The sequence below is a fragment of the Phenylobacterium sp. genome, assembly GCF_044236515.1.
Lineage (GTDB): Bacteria > Pseudomonadota > Alphaproteobacteria > Caulobacterales > Caulobacteraceae > Phenylobacterium.
This window is the reverse complement of the sequence record NZ_JBIIGK010000012.1, coordinates 1-19,333: the sequence shown is the minus strand read 5'-3', so window position 1 is coordinate 19,333 and position 19,333 is coordinate 1. Positions and strand designations below refer to the sequence as shown.

The following is a 19,333-nucleotide window of genomic DNA, read 5'->3' as shown; positions in this document are numbered from 1 at the left end:
GCCGCCGCTAGCCCGTCCTGTTGATGTGAAGCCATCGCAGGAGACACGAGGATGGGGCCCGTTCCGTATCGCTGGGTGATTGTCGCGGCCGGCGGGTTGCTGGGTTGCGTCGCCATAGGGGCGATGTTCTCCCTCCCGGTCCTGTCGCGGGCGATCGCGGAGGACACCGGCTGGTCGACGACCGGCATCTCCGCCTCGATGACCTTCGGCTTCCTGGCCATGGCGCTCGGCAGCATGGCCTGGGGCGGCCTTGCCGACCGCTTCGGCCCGCGTCCCGTCGTCCTGACCGGCTCGGTATTGCTGGCCGCGGCCCTCTACGCGGCCAGCCAGGCGACTTCGCTGCTGGCGTTCCAGTTGATGTTCGGGGTGGTCGTCGGGGGCGCGATCTCCGCGATCTTCGCGCCGATGATGGCCTGCGTGACGGGCTGGTTCGACACCCGCCGCGCCCTGGCCGTGTCGCTGGTCTCGGCCGGCATGGGCATGGCGCCGATGACCATGGCCCCGTTTGTCGCCTGGCTGGTGACGCACCAGGACTGGCGGGCCTGTCTCGCCGTCCTCGCCGCGGTCGTCGCCGGGGTGATGATTCCCACAGCCCTGCTGGTGCGCCGCCCGCCGGCCCTCGACGCCGCACCCGGACAGCGGGCCCCGGCCGAGCCCAACTCCGAGATGACCGTGGCCCAGGCTGTACGCTCGCCCCAGTTCCTGGTGCTGGTGCTGACCAACTTCTTCTGCTGCGCCACCCACTCCGGCCCCATTGTCCACACCGTCAACTACGCCGTCAGCTGCGGCATCCCGCTGATGGCCGCCGTGTCGATCTACAGCCTCGAAGGCTTGGCCGGCCTTGGCGGGCGGCTCGGCTTCGGGGTGATGGCCGACCGGTTCGGCGCGCGCCGCGTCCTCGCGCTTGGCCTCCTGGCCCAGGCGTTCGGGGCCCTGGCCTACACCTTCGTCGGCACGCTCTACGGCTTCTACGGCGTCGCGGCGGTGTTCGGCTTCATATACGCCGGGGTCATGCCGCTCTATGCGGTGATCATCCGCGAGACCTTCCCGCTCAGGATGATGGGTACGGTGATCGGTGCGACGGCGATGGCCGGCAGCCTGGGCATGGCCCTGGGCCCCGTCGCCGGCGGCCTCGTCTTCGATCGCTTCGCGACCTACAGCTGGCTGTTCCTCGGCGCGTTCGGAATGGGCCTTGGCGCCTTCCTGATCTTCATGACCTTCCGCCCGGCCGCCCAGAATCCCCCGTCCGCCAACCTTGCGCCCGCCTGAAGGCCGGCGTTTTTCCTTGCCTAAACCGCGTTCGGCGGCGAAAGGCGGAACGGGCAGTTGGGGGACACCGCATGACCCGCGTCGGGCTCTATCCGGGCACGTTCGATCCGATCCACAACGGCCACACCGATATCATCGGCCGGGCCGTGAAGCTGGTGGACAAGCTGGTGCTCGGCGTCGCCGTCAACGCGGGCAAGGGGCCGCTGTTTTCGCTGGAAGAGCGCGTGGCGATGATCGAGGAGGCTGTCGAGCCGCTCCGCAGCCGCGCCGAGGTCGTCGTCCAGCCCTTCGAGGGTCTGACCATGCACTTCGCGCGCGAGGTCGGGGCCAACGTCATCGTCCGCGGCCTGCGCGCTGTCGCCGACTTCGAATTCGAATTCCAGATGACCGCCATGAACCAGCAGCTCGACCGCGAGATCGAGACGGTGTTCCTGATGGCCGACCCCCGCCACCAGGCCATCGCCTCGCGGCTCGTGAAGGAGATCGCCCTCCTGGGCGGCGATGTGACGCGGTTCGTCAGCGATGGCGTGCGCCGCCGCCTCGAGGCCAAGGTCGCGAAAGGCTGATCGCCTTCCGGGCTTCTCTCCGCCTTGATGTCCCGCTACCAGTGCGCGCGATGAGAACGCTTCTGCTTGCCGCCGTCGCCGCGGCCTTCGCCTCGGCGGCCAACGCCCAGGCGCCTGTCGCCCCCGCACGCGCGGCGCCCGCCGCCGCCGACTGGCGCACGCCCGATCCCAACGATGTCCTGGTCATCGACACCAACAAAGGCCGCGTCTTCGTCGAGATGGTTCCGGAAGTCGCCCCGACCCACGTCGCGCGGGTCCGCGAATTGGCCCGCGAGGGGCTGTACAACGGCCGGACCTTCTTCCGCGTCATCGACGGCTTCATGGCCCAGACCGGCGATCCGCAGGACAACGGACAGGGGGCTTCGGAAAAGCCGAATCTCGAGCCCGAGTTCATGTTCCGCCGCGGCGGCGACCTGCCCTTCGTCCTGGCCTTCGACCAGGCGGTCGCCGAGCAGGGGTTCGTCAAGTCGCTGCCGGTCACGACCCAGTCGATGATGCTGGCCCCCATGACCCGCGACGGCAAGGTCGCCGGCTTCGGCCAGTTCTGCCGCGGCGTCGCCGGCATGGCGCGCGGCTCCGAAGAGAATTCGGCGAACGCCCAGTTCTTCCTGATGCGCGACCGTTATCCGTCGCTGGAGCGCCGATACACCCCCTGGGGCCGCGTCATCGCCGGCCAGGACGCCGTCGGCGCCATCAAGACCGGCGAGCCGGTGGCCGCGCCGCAGGACCGGATGGAACGTGTACGCGTCCTCGCCGATTTGCCGGAAGCCGAGCGTCCGAAGGTTCGCGTGATCGATCCCAACGGCGCCTGGTTCAAGGCCGAGATCGCCCGCGTGCGGAATCTGAAAGGGGCCGAGTTCTCGGCCTGCGACGTCAATCTTCCTTCTGAGGTGAAATGATGGATCCCGAAAACACCCTGATCATGACCCTGGAATCGGGTCCGGTGACCATCAAGCTGCGTCCCGACCTGGCTCCGGGCCACGTGGCGCGCATCAAGGAACTGGCGCGCGAAGGTTTCTACGACGGCATCGTCTTCCACCGCGTGATCCCGGGCTTCATGGCCCAGGGCGGCGATCCGACCGGCACCGGCTCGGGCGGCTCCAGCAAGCCGAACCTGCAGGCAGAGTTCAGCCGCGAGCCGCACGTGCGCGGCGTCTGCTCGATGGCTCGCACGCCCAATCCGAACTCGGCCAACAGCCAGTTCTTCATCTGCTTCGACGACGCCACCTTCCTCGACGGCCAGTACACCGTCTGGGGCGAGGTGACCGAGGGCATGGACCTCGTGGATGGCCTGCCGAAGGGCGAGCCGCCGCGCGAGCCCGGCAAGATCGTGTCGATGAAGGTCGCCGCGGACGCCTAGGGCCATGGCCGCCCGGCTCAAGGTCTTCGTCACCTCGGACGGCCTCACCGACTATGTCGTGGCGGTCAGTTCGAAGGCGAAGGCTCTGGCCGCCTGGGGCAGCCATCAGGATCTCTTCAAGACCGGCGCGGCGCACGAGACGGACGATCCCGAACTCGTCGCCGCTGCTGCCGCTCAGCCCGGCCAGGTGCTGCGACGGCCCGCTGGCACGCGCGAAAAGCTCGCCAGGCTGAAGCCTAAGGCGCCCGCCGCGCCCAAGGGCCCGTCCAAGGCGGCGCTCAGGAAGGTCGCCGACCTCGAGGCCCGTCTGGAAGCCCTGGCCGCGGCCCGAGCGAAAACCCTGCATCGTCTGGAAGCTCAGAGGGAAAAGCTTGAGCGCGAGATCGCCGCCGCCGCCGCCGATCACGCCGCGCAGCGCGAACGCCTGGAAGCCGCCCTTACGGCCGCGCGACAGGCGCTAGGGTGATCACCACCGGATAGTGGTCCGAGCTCAGGCGTGGACCACGCACCAGCCGCACCGTCGCCCAGTCCTTACCGGCGTAGACCTGATCGATGGCCAGGAACGGGAAGGGGAACAGGCGTGAGACGCCGGTCTTCTGTCGCGCCGGCCAGGTAAACAGGCCGCGCGTGCGCCGGATCACGCCGAACTCGGCGTCCCACCGGCGGCGGGAGTACGACCACGGCGTTGAGTTGAAGTCGCCGGCGACGATCGCCCGGTCGCGGTCCAGGCCAGACAGGATCTCGGCGAGGGCGGCTTCCTCCAGTTGCTGGTCCTCGGGATCGGTCGGCCAGGAGTTGTGCGCCCCGACCACGGTGAAGGCGCCGTGCGCGTCCTCGAAGGTCACCCGGGAGATGCTGCCCTTCGGCACGATGACCCGGGCCGAGGTCTCGCCCACTGGCGGGCGGCGGCTCAGCACCAGCGCATCGCAGCGTCGGCAACTGACGTGCAGCCCGGTTCGCCGGATCATCTCGGCTCGTACGCCCGCCGCGCCTTCCTGCAGGACGACGATGTCCGGCTTTTCCGCCTTCAGCCAGGCGACGGTGCGGTCGATGTCGCGGCTTTGCCAGAGGTTGAACTGGATCAGCTTGATCTCGCCCGGCGTGCCCGGCGCCGCCCTGGGCCCCGCGTCGCGGACCAGCTCAGGCGCGATCAGCGGGACGGCCGCGAGGACCCCAAGGACCCCCAGCCCGCTGATCATCCAGCGCACATAGCCGCGAAACAGCAGGCCGAGTCCCGCCGCGACGAGGCCGCCCGCCAGCCATACGGGCGCGAAATGGGTGAGGACGTCCCAGGAGAAGTTGTTGCGGCCCAGGTGAGCCCCGACGGCGCCCGCCGCCGAAATGCCGGCCACCGAGACCAAGACCGGCGCGAGCAGCAGCAGCAGGGCGATTCGAACGTACCGCATGCGCGGCTCTAGCACGTCGCGCGCTTGACGGGGCCGCCTGCGCGTGGCCTTGAGCCGCCTCGATGCGGCTGGCCGATTTCGACTTCGAGCTTCCCGAGGACCGGATCGCCCTGCGGCCCGCCAGTCCGCGCGATTCCGCGCGCCTGCTGCACGTCCAGTCCGGCGCGCCGATGCAGGACCTCGTCGTGCGCGACCTGCCGGGCCTCCTGCGACGGGGCGACATCCTGGTGCTCAACGACACCCGCGTGATCCCGGCCCGGCTGAAAGGCGTGCGCGCCCGCGGCGACAGTCGGATCGCCTGCGAGGCTACCCTCCACAAGCGGCTGTCGCCCAGCGTTTGGACCGCCTTCATGCGGCCGGGGAAGAAGCTCCAGCCTGGCGACCGCATTCGCTTCGGCGAGGAGGCCGACCATGCTTGCTTCCTTGGCGCGCTCGACGCCACGGTGCGCGAGAAGGGCGAGGGCGGCGAGGTCACTCTGGCTTTCGATTTCGCGGGCCCCGACCTCGACGCCGCCATCGCCGAGCGCGGCGCCATGCCCTTGCCGCCTTACATCGCCGCCAAACGGGGCGAAGACGCCCAGGATCGCGCCGACTACCAGACCGTCTATGCCGACGAAGACGGCTCGGTCGCCGCGCCGACGGCCGGCCTGCACTTCACGCCCGAACTCTTCGCCCGCCTCGACGAGGCGGGGATCGCGCGCGCCTTTGTCACCCTGCACGTCGGGGCCGGGACCTTCCTGCCCGTGAAGACCGACGACCTTTCCGAACACCGCATGCACGCCGAGTGGGGGGAGGTCGACGCCGCCACCGCCGATCACCTGAACGCCGTGCGCGCCGCCGGCGGCCGGATCGTCTGCGTCGGCACCACCTCCCTGCGCCTGCTGGAATCGGCGACCGGCGAGGACGGCGTCGTCCGCCCGTTCACGGCCGACACCGACATCTTCATCACCCCCGGCTACCGGTTCCGCGCCGCCGACGGGCTGATGACCAACTTCCATCTGCCGAAATCGACGCTGTTCATGCTGGTCAGCGCCTTTGCCGGCGTCGAGACCATGCGCGCGGCCTATGCCCACGCCATCGCCAATGGCTACCGCTTCTATTCCTACGGGGACACGTCCCTGCTCTGGAGGGCCTGATGGCCGCGTTTCCCTTCGAGGTGAAGGCGACTGACGGCAAGGCGCGCACCGGCGTTCTGACCACCCCGCGCGGCGAAATCCGCACGCCCGCCTTCATGCCGGTGGGCACAGCCGGAACGGTGAAGGCCCTGACCGTCGAGCAGGTCGCCGCCTCGGGCGCCGACATCCTGCTTGGCAACACCTATCACCTGATGCTGCGGCCGACCGCCGAGCGGGTGAAGCGCCTGGGCGGCCTGCACCGGTTCATGCGCTGGGAAAAGCCGATCCTCACCGACAGCGGCGGCTTCCAGGTCATGTCGCTGTCCAAGATCGCCAAGGTCACCGAGGACGCGGTGACCTTCCAGAGCCACCTCGACGGCTCGCGGCATGTCATGACGCCCGAGCGGTCGATCGAAATCCAGGCCGATCTGCTGGGCTCCGACATCGTTATGCAGCTCGACCAGCTCGTCGGCCTTCCGGCCTCGGAGGAGGCGGTCGCCGAGGCCATGCGCCTGTCGGCCCGCTGGGGCGCTCGCTCGAAGGCGGCGTTCGGTGTGCGCGACACCCAGGCCCTGTTCGGTATCCAGCAGGGCGGCGTTTCGGAGACCCTGCGCCGCGAATCCGCCGACCGCCTGATCGACATCGGCTTCGACGGCTACGCCATCGGCGGCCTGGCGGTGGGCGAGGGGCACGAGGCGATGGTCGAGGTGCTCGACTTCGCCCCGTCGATGCTGCCCGCAGAGCGGCCGCGCTACCTGATGGGCGTCGGCAAACCCGTCGACATCGTCGAGGCGGTGGCCCGCGGCGTCGACATGTTCGACTGCGTCCTGCCGACCCGCTCCGGCCGGCATGGTCAGGCCTGGACCTGCGACGGGCCGATCAACCTCAAGAACGCCCGCTTCGCCGAGGACGACAGCCCGCTGGATGCGCACAGCGATGTGCCGGCTTCCTCCGCCTATTCAAAGGCCTACCTGCATCACCTCGTGCGATCGGACGAGATCCTCGGCCAGGTCCTGCTGTCCTGGCACAACATCTCGTTCTTCCAGGCCCTGATGGCCGGCCTGCGCGAGGCTATCGCGGCGGGGCGGCTGGAGGCGTTCCGGCGGGAGTTCCATTCCCGGGCTCGATCCGGGTCGGGAACCGCGGCCTGAACCCCTGCGTCGGCGGCGGCGTCCCAGCCCGCACGTGGCTCGGCGTCGCCGGCGGCTTGCAGCCCTTCGATTCGCCCAGGCCCTTGAGATAGCCGCGCCGCACCGCGCCGGCGGTGATCGCCGCCTGCACCAGCTCGTCGTGCCGTTCGGCGCCGGTCAGCTGCCGCACCCAGCCACGGAATGGAATGGCGCTGGAGGCCACGGTCGCCACGGCGCCGTTCACCGACTCGCGGGTCAGCAGGTCGTCCTGGTCTACCGGGAAGACGTCGAGGTCCGCCCCCAGCGCCTGGTCCAGCGGCCGGACCAGATCCTCCAGCGTCGGGCAACGGGTGTTGGCCGGCCGCGCATAGGGGTCGGCCATCGCCGCCAGCAGCACCGGCGGAATCTTCGTCCGCAGCACGTTGAGGTCACGCAGCGGCGACGACACCGCGCCGGCGACGCTCTCGCGCCGCGCCTCGTTGGTGGTCTGCACCTGGCCGTCGGGGGAGGCGGTGACGCAGCCGCTCAGGGCCAGGGCGAATCCCGCCGCGACGGGCAGGAGAGGGGCGGGCAGGGCTCGGTTACGCATCGCGCGCGATCCTAGCGCAGCTTGTGACCCTGTTAAGGCAGCCTTGGCCTCTTGCGCCGGCCCGGTCCGCCGCCTAGGGTCCGCGCCGCTTCGCCCCCGGTCTGCGACCGTCGACGCGATGCGGGCCGGTAGCTCAGTGGTAGAGCATTCGACTTTTAATCGAATGGTCCTGGGTTCGAATCCCAGCCGGCCTACCACTCCTCTCGATCCCATCCTAAATTCGGTCCGCTGCGGCGGGCTACGACGGCCCTCGGGCGCGCCATCTCGGCCCCATCCGGACCGTGGGTCAAAGCGTCGTCGTAAGAGCGCTTTCCCGCCGCAGCGCCCCTCCGTCAGAAGATCACGTCGGCCGGGCCAAGGCTGTTCGGCGCGACCCCGTCCAGAGTCGTCAGCAAGAACGGCCACTCGCCGCCGCCCGGACCGTCGACGTCGAGCTGCACCTTCGTGCCTCCAGCGCCGTCGGCGATGAAGTCGAGGTCGCGCAGGAAATCACCGCCGCTGTACCGGCTGACCAGGCCGCGCAGGTCGAGCTTGTCGAGCCCCGGCTGGAAGTCCGTCACGTGGCCGGCGACCCAGGGCAGTAGGTCGAAGTCGAAGCGGTCCGCGCCGGCGCCGCCGGTCAGGCGATCCGGTCCTTGGCCCGCGCTCAGCGTGTCGTCCGCGGCGCCGCCGACCAGCACGTCGGCATAGCTGTCCGACACCAGCACCTGGCCTGTGGCCGTCGAGCCTGGCTGGGGCGCGGGCGGAGGGGGCGCGGGCGCCGCGGCGCCCTGGCCGAACACCGTCGCCGCGCTCAAGCCTTCCGGGGCGACGCCGTTCAGGGTGACGATGTGGAACGGCCATTCGCCGCCGGTCCCGTCGACGTCGACCATGACCCGGGTCCCACCGGCCCCGTCGCCTGCGAAGCTCACGGCTCCATGGTTCGGGATCGCGGAAAGATCGAGCCGGTCCACGCCGAGCTGGAAGTCGGTGATCCTGCCCGCCACCCAGGGCGGCGCCTTGAAGACAAAGGTGTCCGCTCCGGTCCCGCCGGTTAGCTGGTCAGGACCCTGGCCGGCGACCAAGGTGTCCCCGCCGGCCCCGCCCGACAGCACGTCCGCATAGCTGTCGGAGGTCAGCACCTGCCCGGCGCCGGGCGGCGGCGGGACGGGGGCCGGATCCGGCTGCGGGACGGGCGTCGGCGTCGGCGCGGGCGTGCCGACCGGCGGCGTGCTGTTCGGATCGCCCAGGCCCCAGGCCTTGACGTAGTCGACCTTCATCTGCGCCGGCCACGGCGTCGTGCCGTCCGGCGCGCCGGCCCAGTTACCGCCGACCGCCAGGTTGACGATCATGTGCATCGGCTTGTGCATGTCGCTGGGCGTCGGGGTCCGCCAGACCTCGGCCCCGTCGACGTAGAAAACGATGTCCTGGGCGTTCCACAGCGCCCCGTAGGTGTGGAAACCGCTGTCGTCCGGCACGAAGTTCTGCAGTCCGGCGGCCGGGACGCTGTTGGAGTGGATGGCGTTGTACGGGACCTTGGTGTTGGAGCCGAGGCCTTCGAGAATGTCGATCTCGTTGTTGTTCGGCCCAAGCAGCCAGAACGCCGGCCACAGGCCTTGGCCGTGCGGCAACTCGGCGCGGATCTCGAAGTAGCCGTAGGTCTGCTCGTGATGGGAATCCAGCATCCCGGAGGTGAACTGGTATCCCCAAATCTTCCCGGACACGTCGCCGCTGGCCGGCTGGGCGGTGATCGTCAGCACGCCGCCATCGACGCTGTACGGATTGAGCCCCATGGGCGCGCCGGTCGTCCCCTTGAAGTCCGGCGCGACATAGACCTGCTGCTCGCCGTTGCGGGGCAGGGTGAAGCTGTTCAGGCCGTCGCCTGCGTAGCCGAAGTTGGTCTTCCAGACCGAGCCGGTCTGCAGGCTGTTGAAGTCGTCGCTGAACGTTGCTGGACCGAGGGTCCCCATGTCGATCGGCAGCTGGAAGTCGCGCGCCGCGAACTGCCCGATCGACGCGTTGCGGAACACCACCTGCGTGCCGCCGTCGGTCAGCACGACGTCCGCGCCCTGCTGGCTCATCGCCGCCTTCACCTCGTCGAAGGTGTTCAGCTGGCCGCCGATCAGCCGGATCTTGTCGCTCCACGACTGGAAGTCCTGGATTACCTTGGCCCCCTCGCCCTGCCGGACCAGGAAGGTGTCGGCCCCCGAGCCGCCGACCAGCACGTCGGCGCCCTTGCCGCCATAGATGAACTGGTCGCCGTCCAGTCCCTCGATGATGTTGTTGCTGTCGTTCCCGGCGGCATAGCTGCCGTGACCGAACACGATCAGGTTCTCGATCTCCGGCGACAGGGTGTACGACGACCAGATCTTGACGGTGTCGATTCCGCCGCCGCCGTACTCGACGACCCGGTCGCGGGTGTCCCGCACCCAGTAGAAGTCGTCGCCGCCGCCGCCGGCCAGGGTGTCTCGCCCGCCGCCGCCTTCGAACTGGTCGGGGCCGTCCGATCCGCTCAGCCATTCGTCGGCCCACGAGCCGTTCACATAGCGGACGCCAGCCTGGTTGGTGTCGGGCAGCAGCGCGCCCGCGAAGTTTCGATAAGCCATGCGGAACCCCTGCCGGTTCTGTGTGGTTGTGTGGAAGAACCGACGGCCATACCGGCGGCGTCCCCCCCTGAGCCGTTTCTAGGTAGAGGGGACATTTCGACGCAGCAACATGAGTTTCCGGTCACGCTTTGACTGCGCGGCCAAAGCTTTTGTGACCCGTTGCCACGCTGTTCGGCCCAAATCAGGCCGTATTCGGATAGTAGCCGCGAACTATAGTGAAGCTGTTCTCGCGCGGCTCCATTCAAGCTTCGCTATCACCCCGCCCGCCGCGTCCAACGCGCCGTGACAGTCGGTCCGGCCAGGGCTAAACCGGGCGACGGGGGCCTGGGAATCAAGGCTTTGAGTCGACTGGCGTGCGCCGCGGCCGCTTCTGCGGTCCTCTGCCTTCAGGCCGCGCCCGCGGCGGCGGCGCCGCGCGCTGTCGTCATCGGCGACCTCGATTCTAGCCTGCGCGAAGTGATCGAGCGCGCCATCGGCGAGACCGACCGCACCGCCGGCAACCGCTTCGAGGCCCGCCGACGGGCCCGCGCCGCCGCCGAAGACGCCATCGCCGCGCTGCGTTCCGAGGGCTACTACGCCTACATCGTCGAACCGGACGTGGGGGAGGGCGACAGCCCCGCCGCCGTCGTGCGCATCACTCCGGGCCCGAGGTTCGCGCTCGCCGACCCGCGCATCGACTGGGTCGGCGCCGCCCCGGACGCGCCGATCGCCACCGCCGCCGTCGAGGCCCTGGCGCTTCTTCCCGGACAGCCGGGCCGCGCCGCCGACGTGGTGGGGGCCGAGGGCCGCGCCGTCGCCGCCGTCCAGCAGGGCGGCTACGCCGACGTCCGCGCCGAGACCCGCGAGGTGGTGGTCGATCACGCCGACAGCACCGTGCGCCCCACCTACCGCATCGCGGCCGGCGAGCTGGTTCGGCTGGATGGCGTCAACCTCACCACCGACGGCCGCACCAACCTCGCCTGGGTCAGCCGCCTCGCCCCATGGCGCGAAGGCGACGCCTACGATCCAGACGACGTCGCCGAACTCGAACGCCGGCTCCTCGACGCCGGCGTCTACGACAGCGTCACGGTGGCCCTCGCGCCTGCCGACCGCCGAACCGCCGGGGGGCTGCGGCCCGTCGTGGTCAGCCTCGCCGAGCGCAAGCGTCGCACCCTCGAACTCGGCGGCAGCTACGCCACCGAGGACGGCTTCGGGGCCGAAGCGCGCTGGACCCGGTACAACTTCATCGGCCGCGCCGACACCCTCAGCGTCCTGGGGCGGCTGTCGGAACGGGATTCGCGACTCGCGCCGACGCTGGCGTTGCCGCACTGGCGTCGGCCGCAGCAGACCCTGACGGCCGGGGCCGCCGCCTATCGCATTCGAACCAACGCGTTCGATGAAACCGGCATCGGCGTGCGCGCCGACGTCACGCGCCGGTTCGGCCGGGTGACCTCGCTGGTCCAGGGGTCCTATGTCACGGTCGGTCTGTCCCTGGACCTCAGCCGCAACGAGGAGCTGCGGATCGGCACCCTGACGCCGCTTGGTCGTGACCTCGTCACGCTGGGCGCGCTCGGTGACTTTGCCCTCGACCGCTCGGACGATCCCCTCGACCCCCGGCGCGGCTGGCGCGTGAACCTGCGCGCCGAGCCGACTATGATCGTCGGCGAGACGAACCTGCCATACCTGCGAATGGTCGCCCAAGGCTCGGTCTACCAGCCGCTGGACAAGCAGCTGCGCACCGTCGTCGCCGGTCGTTTGCGGCTCGGCGGCATCGCCAACGGTCAGATCCCGCAGATCCCGGCCTCGCGGCGGTTCTACGCCGGCGGCGGCGGCTCGGTGCGCGGCTTCGGCTACCAGAAGGTCGGCCCGCAGCTTGAGAACGGCGACCCTCAGGGCGGCGCCTCGCTGTTCGAGGCCTCTGTGGAGTTGCGCCGCCAGGTCACCGAGCGCTGGGAGGCCGCCGCCTTCGTCGACGCCGGCTCGGTCGGCTCGGACCAGACGCCGGATTTCGGCGACTTCGCCATCGGGGCTGGCATCGGCGTCCGCTATCACATGAACTTCGGGCCGGTCCGCGTCGACGTGGCGACGCCGGTCAGCAAGCGGCGGGGGGGCGCGCCGTTCCAGATCTACGTCAGTCTGGGGCAGAGCTTTTGAGCGCGCCCGCGGACAAGCCTGAGGACGCTCCCGAGACGTCGCCCGTCCTGCGGCGCTCGGCGGCGCCCAAGGCGATCGTCGCCGCCTGTCTGGCGGTGCTGGTGCTGCTGGCGGCGATCCTGGCTGGCGCGCGCTACGGCGTCCTGCTGCCGCAGACCCGGTTGCTCATCGAGGCGCGCACCGACGGCCTGAAGATCGGCCGGGTCGGCCGGCTGAAGCTCGAGGGCCTTTCCGGCGACATCTGGCGCGACTTCCAGGTCCGCCGCCTGACCATCCGCGACGAGAAGGGCGTCTGGCTGGAGGCTCACAACGTCAGCCTCCAGTGGCGTTACGCCGAGCTTTTCCGTCGCCGGTTCTACGCCGATCAGATTCAAGCCCAGTCGATCCGCATTCTGCGCCGCCCGACCCTGACGCCCAAGGGCAAGGACCGCGGCCTTCCGGTCTCCTTCCAGATCGAGCGCGGCAACGCCGGCGTCGAGATGCTGCCGGCATTCAGCGGACGACGCGGCGTCTACGACCTCGACTTCACCCTCGACATCGAGCGACGCGGCGGCCGGCGCGGGCAACTTCACGCCACCAGCCTCCTGCATCCCGGCGACCTGCTCGACGTCGAATTCGACCTCTCCAAGAACCGGCCGCTGCACCTGCGCGCCGACGCCCTGGAGGCGCAGGGCGGGGCCCTGGCCGGGGCCTTGGGCCTGGCCGTCGACCAGCCGTTCTCCCTGCGTCTGCGGGCCGAGGGGCGGACGGCGCAGGGGCGCTTCGACGCCATCGCCCGGTCCGGGGCCCTGACCCCGCTGGAGGCTTCGGGCGCCTGGACGCCGGATGGCGGCCGCGCCCAGGGCCGCCTGCGCCTGGCCGCCTCGCGCCTGACCACGCGCTGGTCCGCACGGCTTGGACCGGAGATCGGGTTCGACCTCTCGGGCCGCAAGGCGCAGAAGGACCTCTACGCCCTCGACGCGGCCCTGCGCGCCGACAACCTGTCCCTGCGGGCGCAGGGGCTGGGCGATCTCGGCCGCCGGCAGATCGGGCCGCGCGGCCTGACCGTCACGGCGACCTCGGCGGCCCTGTCGCGCATGACCGGCGGCCCTCAGATGGGCGCAGCCCGCGTCCAGGGTGTGCTGACCGGGCGGGGCGGCGACTATCGGTTCGCCGGAACCGGCGTCGTCTCGCGCCTGCAACTCGGCGGCTATGGCCTGGCCCAGATCTCGGGCCCTCTCGAAATTGAGGCCGACAACGGTGAGTATCGCCTCGAGGCCGACATCGCCGGCCGCGGCGGGACCGGCGGCGGCTGGATCGCGGCGATGATGGGCGGGGCGCCGCGCGCCAGCCTGGAAGCCGCGCGCCTCGCCGACGGCCGCCTGTCGCTGCGCGACCTGCGCATCGACGGCCGCGGCCTGGACGTCGACGCTACCGGCAGCCGCGGCCTGCTCGGCGGCCTCAATTTCAAGGGCAAGGCGCAGGTCTCCAACTTGGCGGCGGCGCGGCCGGGCGCCGCCGGCGGCGCGACGGCGACCTGGTCGGCCCAGCAGTCGGCGGCGGGTCGGGCCTGGGTGGTCGAGGTCGACGCCCGCGGTCAGGGCTTCGCCACCGGCTATGCCGAGCTCGACCGGCTGCTCGGCCCAAAGCCCCGCCTGACCGGCCAGGCCAGCCTCCAGGGCCGGCGGATCGCCGTCGCCCGCGCGGCGGTGGACGGCGCGGCGCTCGACGCCTCGACAGCCGGCGTCCTGGGCGCGGACGGCCGGCTCCAGTTCAAGGTCGACTGGAGCGCGGCCGGGCCGTTCCGCGCCGGGCCGGTCGAGATCGCCGGCAAGATCCGCGGCGGCGGCGCCCTGACGGGCGCGCTCAACGCCCCGCGCGCCGACCTGACCGCCCAGGTCGACGAGATCGACCTGCCGCGCCTGCCGCTGCGCAACGCCCGTATCACCTTGAGCTTCCTGCGCCGGCCCGACGGCTCCAGCGGCGCGGTCGCCATCGCCGCCGACAGCCAGCAAGGGCCCGCTCGCGCCCGGTCCGACTTCCGGTTCCGGGACGGCGGCATCGACCTCGCCAACCTCTCCGCCGACGCCGGCGGCCTCCGGGCCGACGGATCGCTGTCCCTGCGGCGCAGAACGCCCTCGGCGGCCGACCTGCGGATCGCGATGGGACCGGGGGCCTTCCTCGACGCCGGGTCGGTCAGCGGGACGGTGCGCATCGTCGATGCGCCGGGCGGCGCCCGCGCCGACCTCGATCTCGCCGCCGCCAACGCCCGCATCCGCGGCTTCGCGCCCTTGATCGGCCGGGCGAGACTTTCCGCACAAGGCCCGCTCGACCGGCTGCCGTACGCCGCCGAGGCCGAAGGTCGCTCGCGCGCCGAGAGCTGGGGCTTCGCCGGGCGCGGGGTGATCACCGGGTCAGGCGGGGTGCGCGCCGCGACCTTCGACGGAACGGCCCGGCTCGGGGCTCGCGACCTGCGCACCGTCGAGACGGCGGTCTTCCGCATGGAGCCCGGCGGGCGCACGGCGCGCCTGCGGCTGGCGTCGGCGGACGGCGGGCGGATCGACGTCGACTGCCGGCTCTCCGGCGGCGCGGCCGATATCCAGGCGCGGGTCGCCCGGCTTGGCCTGGGGCTGTTCGACGTCGACCTCGCCGGCGACATCGAGGGCGTCGTGCGCCTGCAAGGCCAGGGCGAGGCCCTGGCCGGCGTCATCGACGCCCGACTGTCCGGCGCGCGGGGCCGCGGCGCGCCGGCGTCCTCGGGTCTCGACGCCACGGTGCGCGGACGCCTCGCCGGCTCGACCCTCAATCTCGAAGCGACCGCCGCCAACGGTGACGGCCTGAAGGCCAGCGCCGCCCTGACCCTGCCGGCCGAGGCCTCCGCCGCGCCGTTCCGCCTCGCCGTGGCCCGCCGGCGACCGATGCAGGGACGGTTCTCGGCCGAAGGCGAGGTCCGGCCGCTGTGGGACCTGCTGGTCGGCGGCGAGCGCAGCCTGTCCGGCCAGGTCTCCACCTCCGGAACCCTCGGCGGAACCCTGGCCTCGCCCCGCGCCACGGGTGGCCTGCAGATGACCGGCGGCCGCTTCGACGACGGCCCGACGGGCCTGTCCCTGCGCCAGGTCACCCTGCGCGCCGACTTCTCGGAATCGGCCGTGAACGTCACCCGCGCCGAGGGCGCCGACGGCCATGGCGGCGAGGTGTCCGGCGCCGGCCGCATCAGCCTTGCCCCCGACGGTGTCTCCACCTTCCGCCTCGACCTCCGGCGCTTCCGCCTGATCGACAACGACCAGGCGACGGCCTCCGCCAGCGGGCCGGTGACCATCGACCGCGGCGCCGACGGACGCGTGCGCCTCGCCGGCAATCTGACCATCGACCGGGCCGACGTCGCCGCCGACCTGCCGATTCCGTCCGGCGTGGTGGCGATGGACGTCGTCGAGCGCAATCGCCCGCCCGCCCTCGACGCCGGCCTGCCGCCGCCGGTCCGGCGCGGCTCCGGCTGGGCGCTCGACGTGCGCCTGACTGCCCCGGGGCGGGTGTTCCTGCGCGGCCGGGGCCTCGATGTCGAACTGGCGCTGAACGCCCGGGTGCAGGGCACGACTTCCCGGCCGCAACTCGGCGGCACGGCTCGCATCGTGCGCGGCGACTACGACTTCGCCGGCAAGCGCTTCGAGTTCGACGACGAGGGCGAAGTCAGCCTCTCCACGCGGCCGGAAGAGATCCGTCTCAACCTCTCGGCAACCCGCGAAGACCCGACGCTGATCGCCGTCGTCCGCATCCGTGGCACCGCCGCTCGGCCTGAGGTCACCCTGACCTCGACGCCCAGCCTGCCGAACGATGAGGTTCTGTCCCAGGTGCTGTTCGGCCGCTCGGCCTCGCAGCTGTCGCCGGTCGAGGCGGCGCAACTGGCGTCGGCGATCTCCGCCCTGGCCAGCGGCGGCGGCTTCGACGTGATCGGCAACCTGCGCAACTTCGCGGGTCTCGACCGTCTGGCCTTTGCCGGCGGCGGCGATACGGCGATGACCGTGGCTGGCGGCAAGTACCTGACCGACGACGTTTATCTGGAGATCATCGGCGGCGGGCGCGAAGGCTCGGCGGCGCAGGTGGAATGGCGCGTGCGGCGCAACCTGTCGATCCTCTCGCGGCTGACCGGCCAGGGTGGCACGCGCCTAGCGGTGCGCTGGCGGCGCGACTACTAGGCGTCGAGCGGCAGGTCGGGCAGGGCGGCGAGCTGGTCGTAGATCGCGCCGAAATCCTGCAGCGTCACATCGAGCAGCGCCTGAAGCGACGGCACGACGAAGTACAGCGCCTGCAGGTCGTCGATTCGGTAGGGCGTGCGCATCACGTCCGTAAGGTCGAAGGGCAGGCGGCGCGGGGCGGGGCTCTCCAGCGCATAGATGCTTTCCGCGGCGCTCGAGGCAATGCCCGCGCCATAGATTCTGAGGCCCTCCGGGGTGGCGAGCAGGCCGAATTCCACCGTGTACCAGTAGAGCCGCGCCAGGTTGTGCAGCCGACCGAGGGCCATCGCCCGCCGGCCGCCCTCGCCGTAGGCCTGCATGTAGTCTGCGAACGTCGGGTCGGTGAGCATCGGCACGTGGCCGAACACGTCGTGAAAGACGTCGGGTTCTTGCAGATAGTCGAGCTGGTCCGCCCGGCGGATGAACTGACCGGCCGGGAACCGTCGGTTCGCCAGGTGATCGAAGAACACCTCGTCGGGCACGAGGCCGGGGACCGCCACCACCCGCCAGCCGGTCAGTCGCGCCAACTCGCCGTTGATACGTCGAAAGTCGGGAATGCCGGCGTCGTGCAGATCCAGGGCGTCGAGGCCGCGCAGGTAGGCGTCGCAGGCGCGGCCCTGCAGCAGCCGGGATTGGCGTTCATAGAGCTTCACCCACACCGCGTGCTCGTCGGCGGTGTAGCGGTCCCAGGCCTGGTCGATCGTCCAGTCGGCCCGTGCGCCCGAAGGGGGCGGGCCGCCGGTCATGCCGTCGGCGCTCATGACGCAACAATGGCGCCGCTCGCTGGGAAGTTCCGGCCTTTTCCGCGCCCCTCGGGGCGTTCGCCTGGAAGGCTATGCCGCCTTAGTGGCTGATGCGGGGACGAAGCTGGTAGTGCCCCTCGCGGAAGCTTTCGAACAGCATCTGGGTCTGAGGGTGGCCGACCGGCTGGCCGGTGTCGTCCGGCACCAGGTTCTGCTCGGAAACGTAGGCGACGTAAGAGCTTTCCTCGTTTTCGGCCAGCAGGTGGTAAAACGGCTGATCTTTCGGCGGCCTGATGTGCTCGGGGATCGACAGCCAGTATTCCTCGGTGTTCGCGAACATCGGGTCGACGTCGAAGATCACGCCGCGGAACGGATAGAGGCGGTGGCGAACCACCTGACCGATCGCGAACTTGGCGCATTGCATGTCCATGCTGCGAATCTACCTCCTTCCTCCTGACCGGAAGGTGAACGTAGGCGTTCGCCGGCCGTACATAAACTCCGTACAAACCCCGTGCTTCCGGCCGGCCAGCGGCCTTGCTAAGGTCGCCGTGAAGTGAGGCGGCGCGGACGGGCGACGCCTGCGAAGGACGGATGCGGTCCATGGACGAGGCGCCGAGCGCGCCCGGCGCAAGGTGGCGCGGCCGGGGGAGGTCTGCGGGCGAACAGCCCTGCTACGCCGCCCTCGATCTCGGCACCAACAACTGCCGGCTGCTGATCGCCACCCCCTCCGGCGCGGGTTTCCGCGTCGTCGAGGCCTATTCGCGGATCGTCCGGTTGGGCGAAGGGCTCGGCCAGAGCGGCCGGCTGTCCGACGCCGCCATGGACCGCGCGCTCGCCGCCCTCAAGGTCAGCGCCGAGAAAGTCCGCCGCCGCCGGGTCGTGCGCCTGCGCGCCATCGCCACCCAGGCCTGCCGGATGGCCGAGAACGGCCAGGCCTTCATCGACCGCGTGCAGGACGAAACCGGCCTCGCCTTGCAGATCATCACCCCACAGGAAGAGGCGCGGCTCTCGGTACAGGGCTGCCTGAACCTGTTGGACCGCACTACCGACGCCGCTCTCGTCGTCGACGTCGGCGGCGGCTCGACCGAACTTTCCTGGGTCGAGCTGAAGGGCGCCCCGGCGAGCGGCGCCCCGCCGATCCGCGCCTGGCTGTCGGTGCCGATCGGCGTCGTCACCCTGGCCGAGAAGTTCCCGGAGGGCGAGCAGGGCACCGAGGCCTGGTTTCGGGCGATGGTCGACAGCGTCAAGGCCGAGATGGGGGCCTTCCGTCGGGCCGATGCGATGCGGCCGGTGTTCGAGGCGGACCGCGCCCACATGATCGGCACCTCCGGGGCGATCACCAGCCTCGCCGGCATGCACCTCGACCTGCCGCGATACGACCGCAATCTCGTCGATGGCATCTGGATGAACCGCGCCGAGTGCGAGGCCGCGGCGGGCCGCCTGCTGGCGCTCAGCCCGAAACAGCGGGCCGACCAGCCGTGCATCGGACCCGATCGCGCCGACCTGGTGCTGGCCGGGGCCGCGATCCTCCAGGCGGTCCAGGAACTCTGGCCCTGTTCGCGCGTCCGGGTCGCCGACCGCGGCCTGCGTGAAGGTATCCTCCTTTCCCTCATGGCCGAGCGCAACGGACGCCGTCGCCGTCGTCGCCGCCCGCGCAGCAAGGCCGCCGCCGAATGACCGAACCACCCCGCAAGCGTATGGTGAAGCCGCCGACCGGCGGCAGCGACGAGGGCCGGGCGAAACCCGCCCGGCTCAAGACCGCCAAGCAGCGCACGCCGTCACAGCAGGCCTGGCTGGAGCGCCAGATCAACGATCCCTTCGCCGCCAAGGCGCGGGCGCTTGGCTATCGCAGCCGCGCGACCTTCAAGATCAGCGAGATCGACGAGCGCTTTCACCTGTTCCGCCGGGGCGTGCGCGTCGTCGACCTCGGCCTGGCGCCCGGCGGCTGGACGCAATACGCCATCCAGAAGGGCGTCACCGACATCGTCGGCGTCGACCTCTTGCCGGTCGAGCCGCTGCCGCCGGCCCATATTCTGCAGATGGACTTCACCGACCCGGCCTGCGGCCCGCGCCTCATCGAACTGCTCGGCGGCCCGCCAGACGTCGTCCTCTCCGACATGGCCCCGAACACCGTCGGCCACCGCGAAACCGATCACCTGCGCATCGTCGGCCTGATCGAAGCGGCGCGCGACTTCGCCGTCGAGGTGCTGAAACCGGGCGGGAGCT

Annotated in this window: 16 protein-coding genes and 1 tRNA gene; 12 read left to right on the top strand and 5 right to left on the bottom strand. The window is 70.9% G+C overall.

Annotated elements, in window-relative coordinates:
* Positions 1-51 precede the first annotated feature (51 nt).
* The 5 genes from ACILRF_RS02540 to ACILRF_RS02520 all read left to right on the top strand — a co-directional run bounded on the left by ACILRF_RS02540 (position 52) and on the right by ACILRF_RS02520 (position 3,661).
* Entirely contained in the window at positions 52-1,269 is a 1,218-nt protein-coding gene (locus ACILRF_RS02540) for an MFS transporter (protein ID WP_395670697.1), read from the top strand.
* Positions 1,270-1,340: 71 nt separating this feature from the next.
* A complete protein-coding gene (coaD, locus tag ACILRF_RS02535) occupies positions 1,341-1,835 on the top strand; it encodes a pantetheine-phosphate adenylyltransferase (protein ID WP_395670696.1) in 495 nt (164 codons plus the stop codon).
* A gap of 50 nt (positions 1,836-1,885) precedes the next feature.
* The gene (locus ACILRF_RS02530; RefSeq protein ID WP_395670695.1) at positions 1,886-2,734 is read left to right on the top strand and encodes a peptidylprolyl isomerase; all 849 of its coding nucleotides are present in this window, start codon (positions 1,886-1,888) and stop codon (positions 2,732-2,734) included.
* Positions 2,734-3,195, top strand: a complete 462-nt coding sequence (locus ACILRF_RS02525) for a peptidylprolyl isomerase (protein ID WP_395670694.1) — start codon at positions 2,734-2,736, stop codon at positions 3,193-3,195. Before ACILRF_RS02530 ends, ACILRF_RS02525 begins: the two co-directional genes overlap by 1 nt.
* A gap of 4 nt (positions 3,196-3,199) precedes the next feature.
* A complete protein-coding gene (locus ACILRF_RS02520; protein WP_395670693.1) occupies positions 3,200-3,661 on the top strand; it encodes a hypothetical protein in 462 nt (153 codons plus the stop codon).
* Here the strand turns inward: ACILRF_RS02520 and ACILRF_RS02515 are convergent.
* The gene (locus ACILRF_RS02515; RefSeq protein WP_395670692.1) at positions 3,633-4,601 is read right to left on the bottom strand and encodes an endonuclease/exonuclease/phosphatase family protein; all 969 of its coding nucleotides are present in this window, start codon (positions 4,599-4,601) and stop codon (positions 3,633-3,635) included. The two genes, ACILRF_RS02520 and ACILRF_RS02515, sit on opposite strands and share 29 nt — an antisense overlap.
* A 62-nt stretch (positions 4,602-4,663) precedes the next feature.
* Between ACILRF_RS02515 and queA the strand changes: the two genes are divergently transcribed.
* Positions 4,664-5,737: a tRNA preQ1(34) S-adenosylmethionine ribosyltransferase-isomerase QueA gene (gene queA, locus ACILRF_RS02510; protein WP_395670691.1), complete on the top strand. Its 1,074-nt coding sequence runs from the start codon at positions 4,664-4,666 to the stop codon at positions 5,735-5,737.
* The gene (tgt, locus tag ACILRF_RS02505) at positions 5,737-6,867 is read left to right on the top strand and encodes a tRNA guanosine(34) transglycosylase Tgt (protein ID WP_395670690.1); all 1,131 of its coding nucleotides are present in this window, start codon (positions 5,737-5,739) and stop codon (positions 6,865-6,867) included. Before queA ends, tgt begins: the two co-directional genes overlap by 1 nt.
* Here tgt and ACILRF_RS02500 read toward each other — a convergent pair.
* Positions 6,788-7,435, bottom strand: coding sequence for a hypothetical protein (locus ACILRF_RS02500; protein ID WP_395670689.1), 648 nt, complete (start codon positions 7,433-7,435; stop codon positions 6,788-6,790). The two genes, tgt and ACILRF_RS02500, sit on opposite strands and share 80 nt — an antisense overlap.
* 122 nt (positions 7,436-7,557) lie before the next feature.
* Between ACILRF_RS02500 and ACILRF_RS02495 the strand changes: the two genes are divergently transcribed.
* Positions 7,558-7,632 (top strand) — tRNA-Lys (locus tag ACILRF_RS02495).
* Positions 7,633-7,767: 135 nt separating this feature from the next.
* On the opposite strand, the gene ACILRF_RS02490 is transcribed toward ACILRF_RS02495, so the two are convergent.
* Positions 7,768-10,020 carry a family 16 glycosylhydrolase gene (locus ACILRF_RS02490; RefSeq protein WP_395670688.1) on the bottom strand — a complete coding sequence of 751 codons (2,253 nt, stop codon included), beginning with the start codon at positions 10,018-10,020 and terminating at the stop codon, positions 7,768-7,770.
* A gap of 339 nt (positions 10,021-10,359) precedes the next feature.
* On the opposite strand from ACILRF_RS02490, the gene ACILRF_RS02485 reads away from it, so the two are divergent.
* Positions 10,360-12,153: an autotransporter assembly complex family protein gene (locus tag ACILRF_RS02485; protein ID WP_395670687.1), complete on the top strand. Its 1,794-nt coding sequence runs from the start codon at positions 10,360-10,362 to the stop codon at positions 12,151-12,153.
* Entirely contained in the window at positions 12,150-16,325 is a 4,176-nt protein-coding gene (locus tag ACILRF_RS02480; protein WP_395670686.1) for a translocation/assembly module TamB domain-containing protein, read from the top strand. Before ACILRF_RS02485 ends, ACILRF_RS02480 begins: the two co-directional genes overlap by 4 nt.
* On the opposite strand, the gene phhA is transcribed toward ACILRF_RS02480, so the two are convergent.
* Both phhA and hspQ read right to left on the bottom strand, forming a co-directional pair.
* A complete protein-coding gene (gene phhA, locus ACILRF_RS02475) occupies positions 16,322-17,125 on the bottom strand; it encodes a phenylalanine 4-monooxygenase (protein ID WP_395670685.1) in 804 nt (267 codons plus the stop codon). The genes ACILRF_RS02480 and phhA overlap by 4 nt on opposite strands.
* Before the next feature lie 82 nt (positions 17,126-17,207).
* The gene (gene hspQ / locus ACILRF_RS02470; RefSeq protein ID WP_395670684.1) at positions 17,208-17,537 is read right to left on the bottom strand and encodes a heat shock protein HspQ; all 330 of its coding nucleotides are present in this window, start codon (positions 17,535-17,537) and stop codon (positions 17,208-17,210) included.
* A 170-nt stretch (positions 17,538-17,707) separates the two neighbouring features.
* Here hspQ and ACILRF_RS02465 point away from each other — a divergent pair, with 170 nt between their 5' ends.
* Positions 17,708-18,784 (top strand): Ppx/GppA phosphatase family protein, encoded by a 1,077-nt coding sequence (locus tag ACILRF_RS02465; protein WP_395670683.1) that lies wholly within the window; start codon positions 17,708-17,710, stop codon positions 18,782-18,784.
* The coding region (locus ACILRF_RS02460) for an RlmE family RNA methyltransferase (protein WP_395670682.1) at positions 18,781-19,333 on the top strand (553 nt) is incomplete at its 3' end. The genes ACILRF_RS02465 and ACILRF_RS02460, both read left to right, overlap by 4 nt.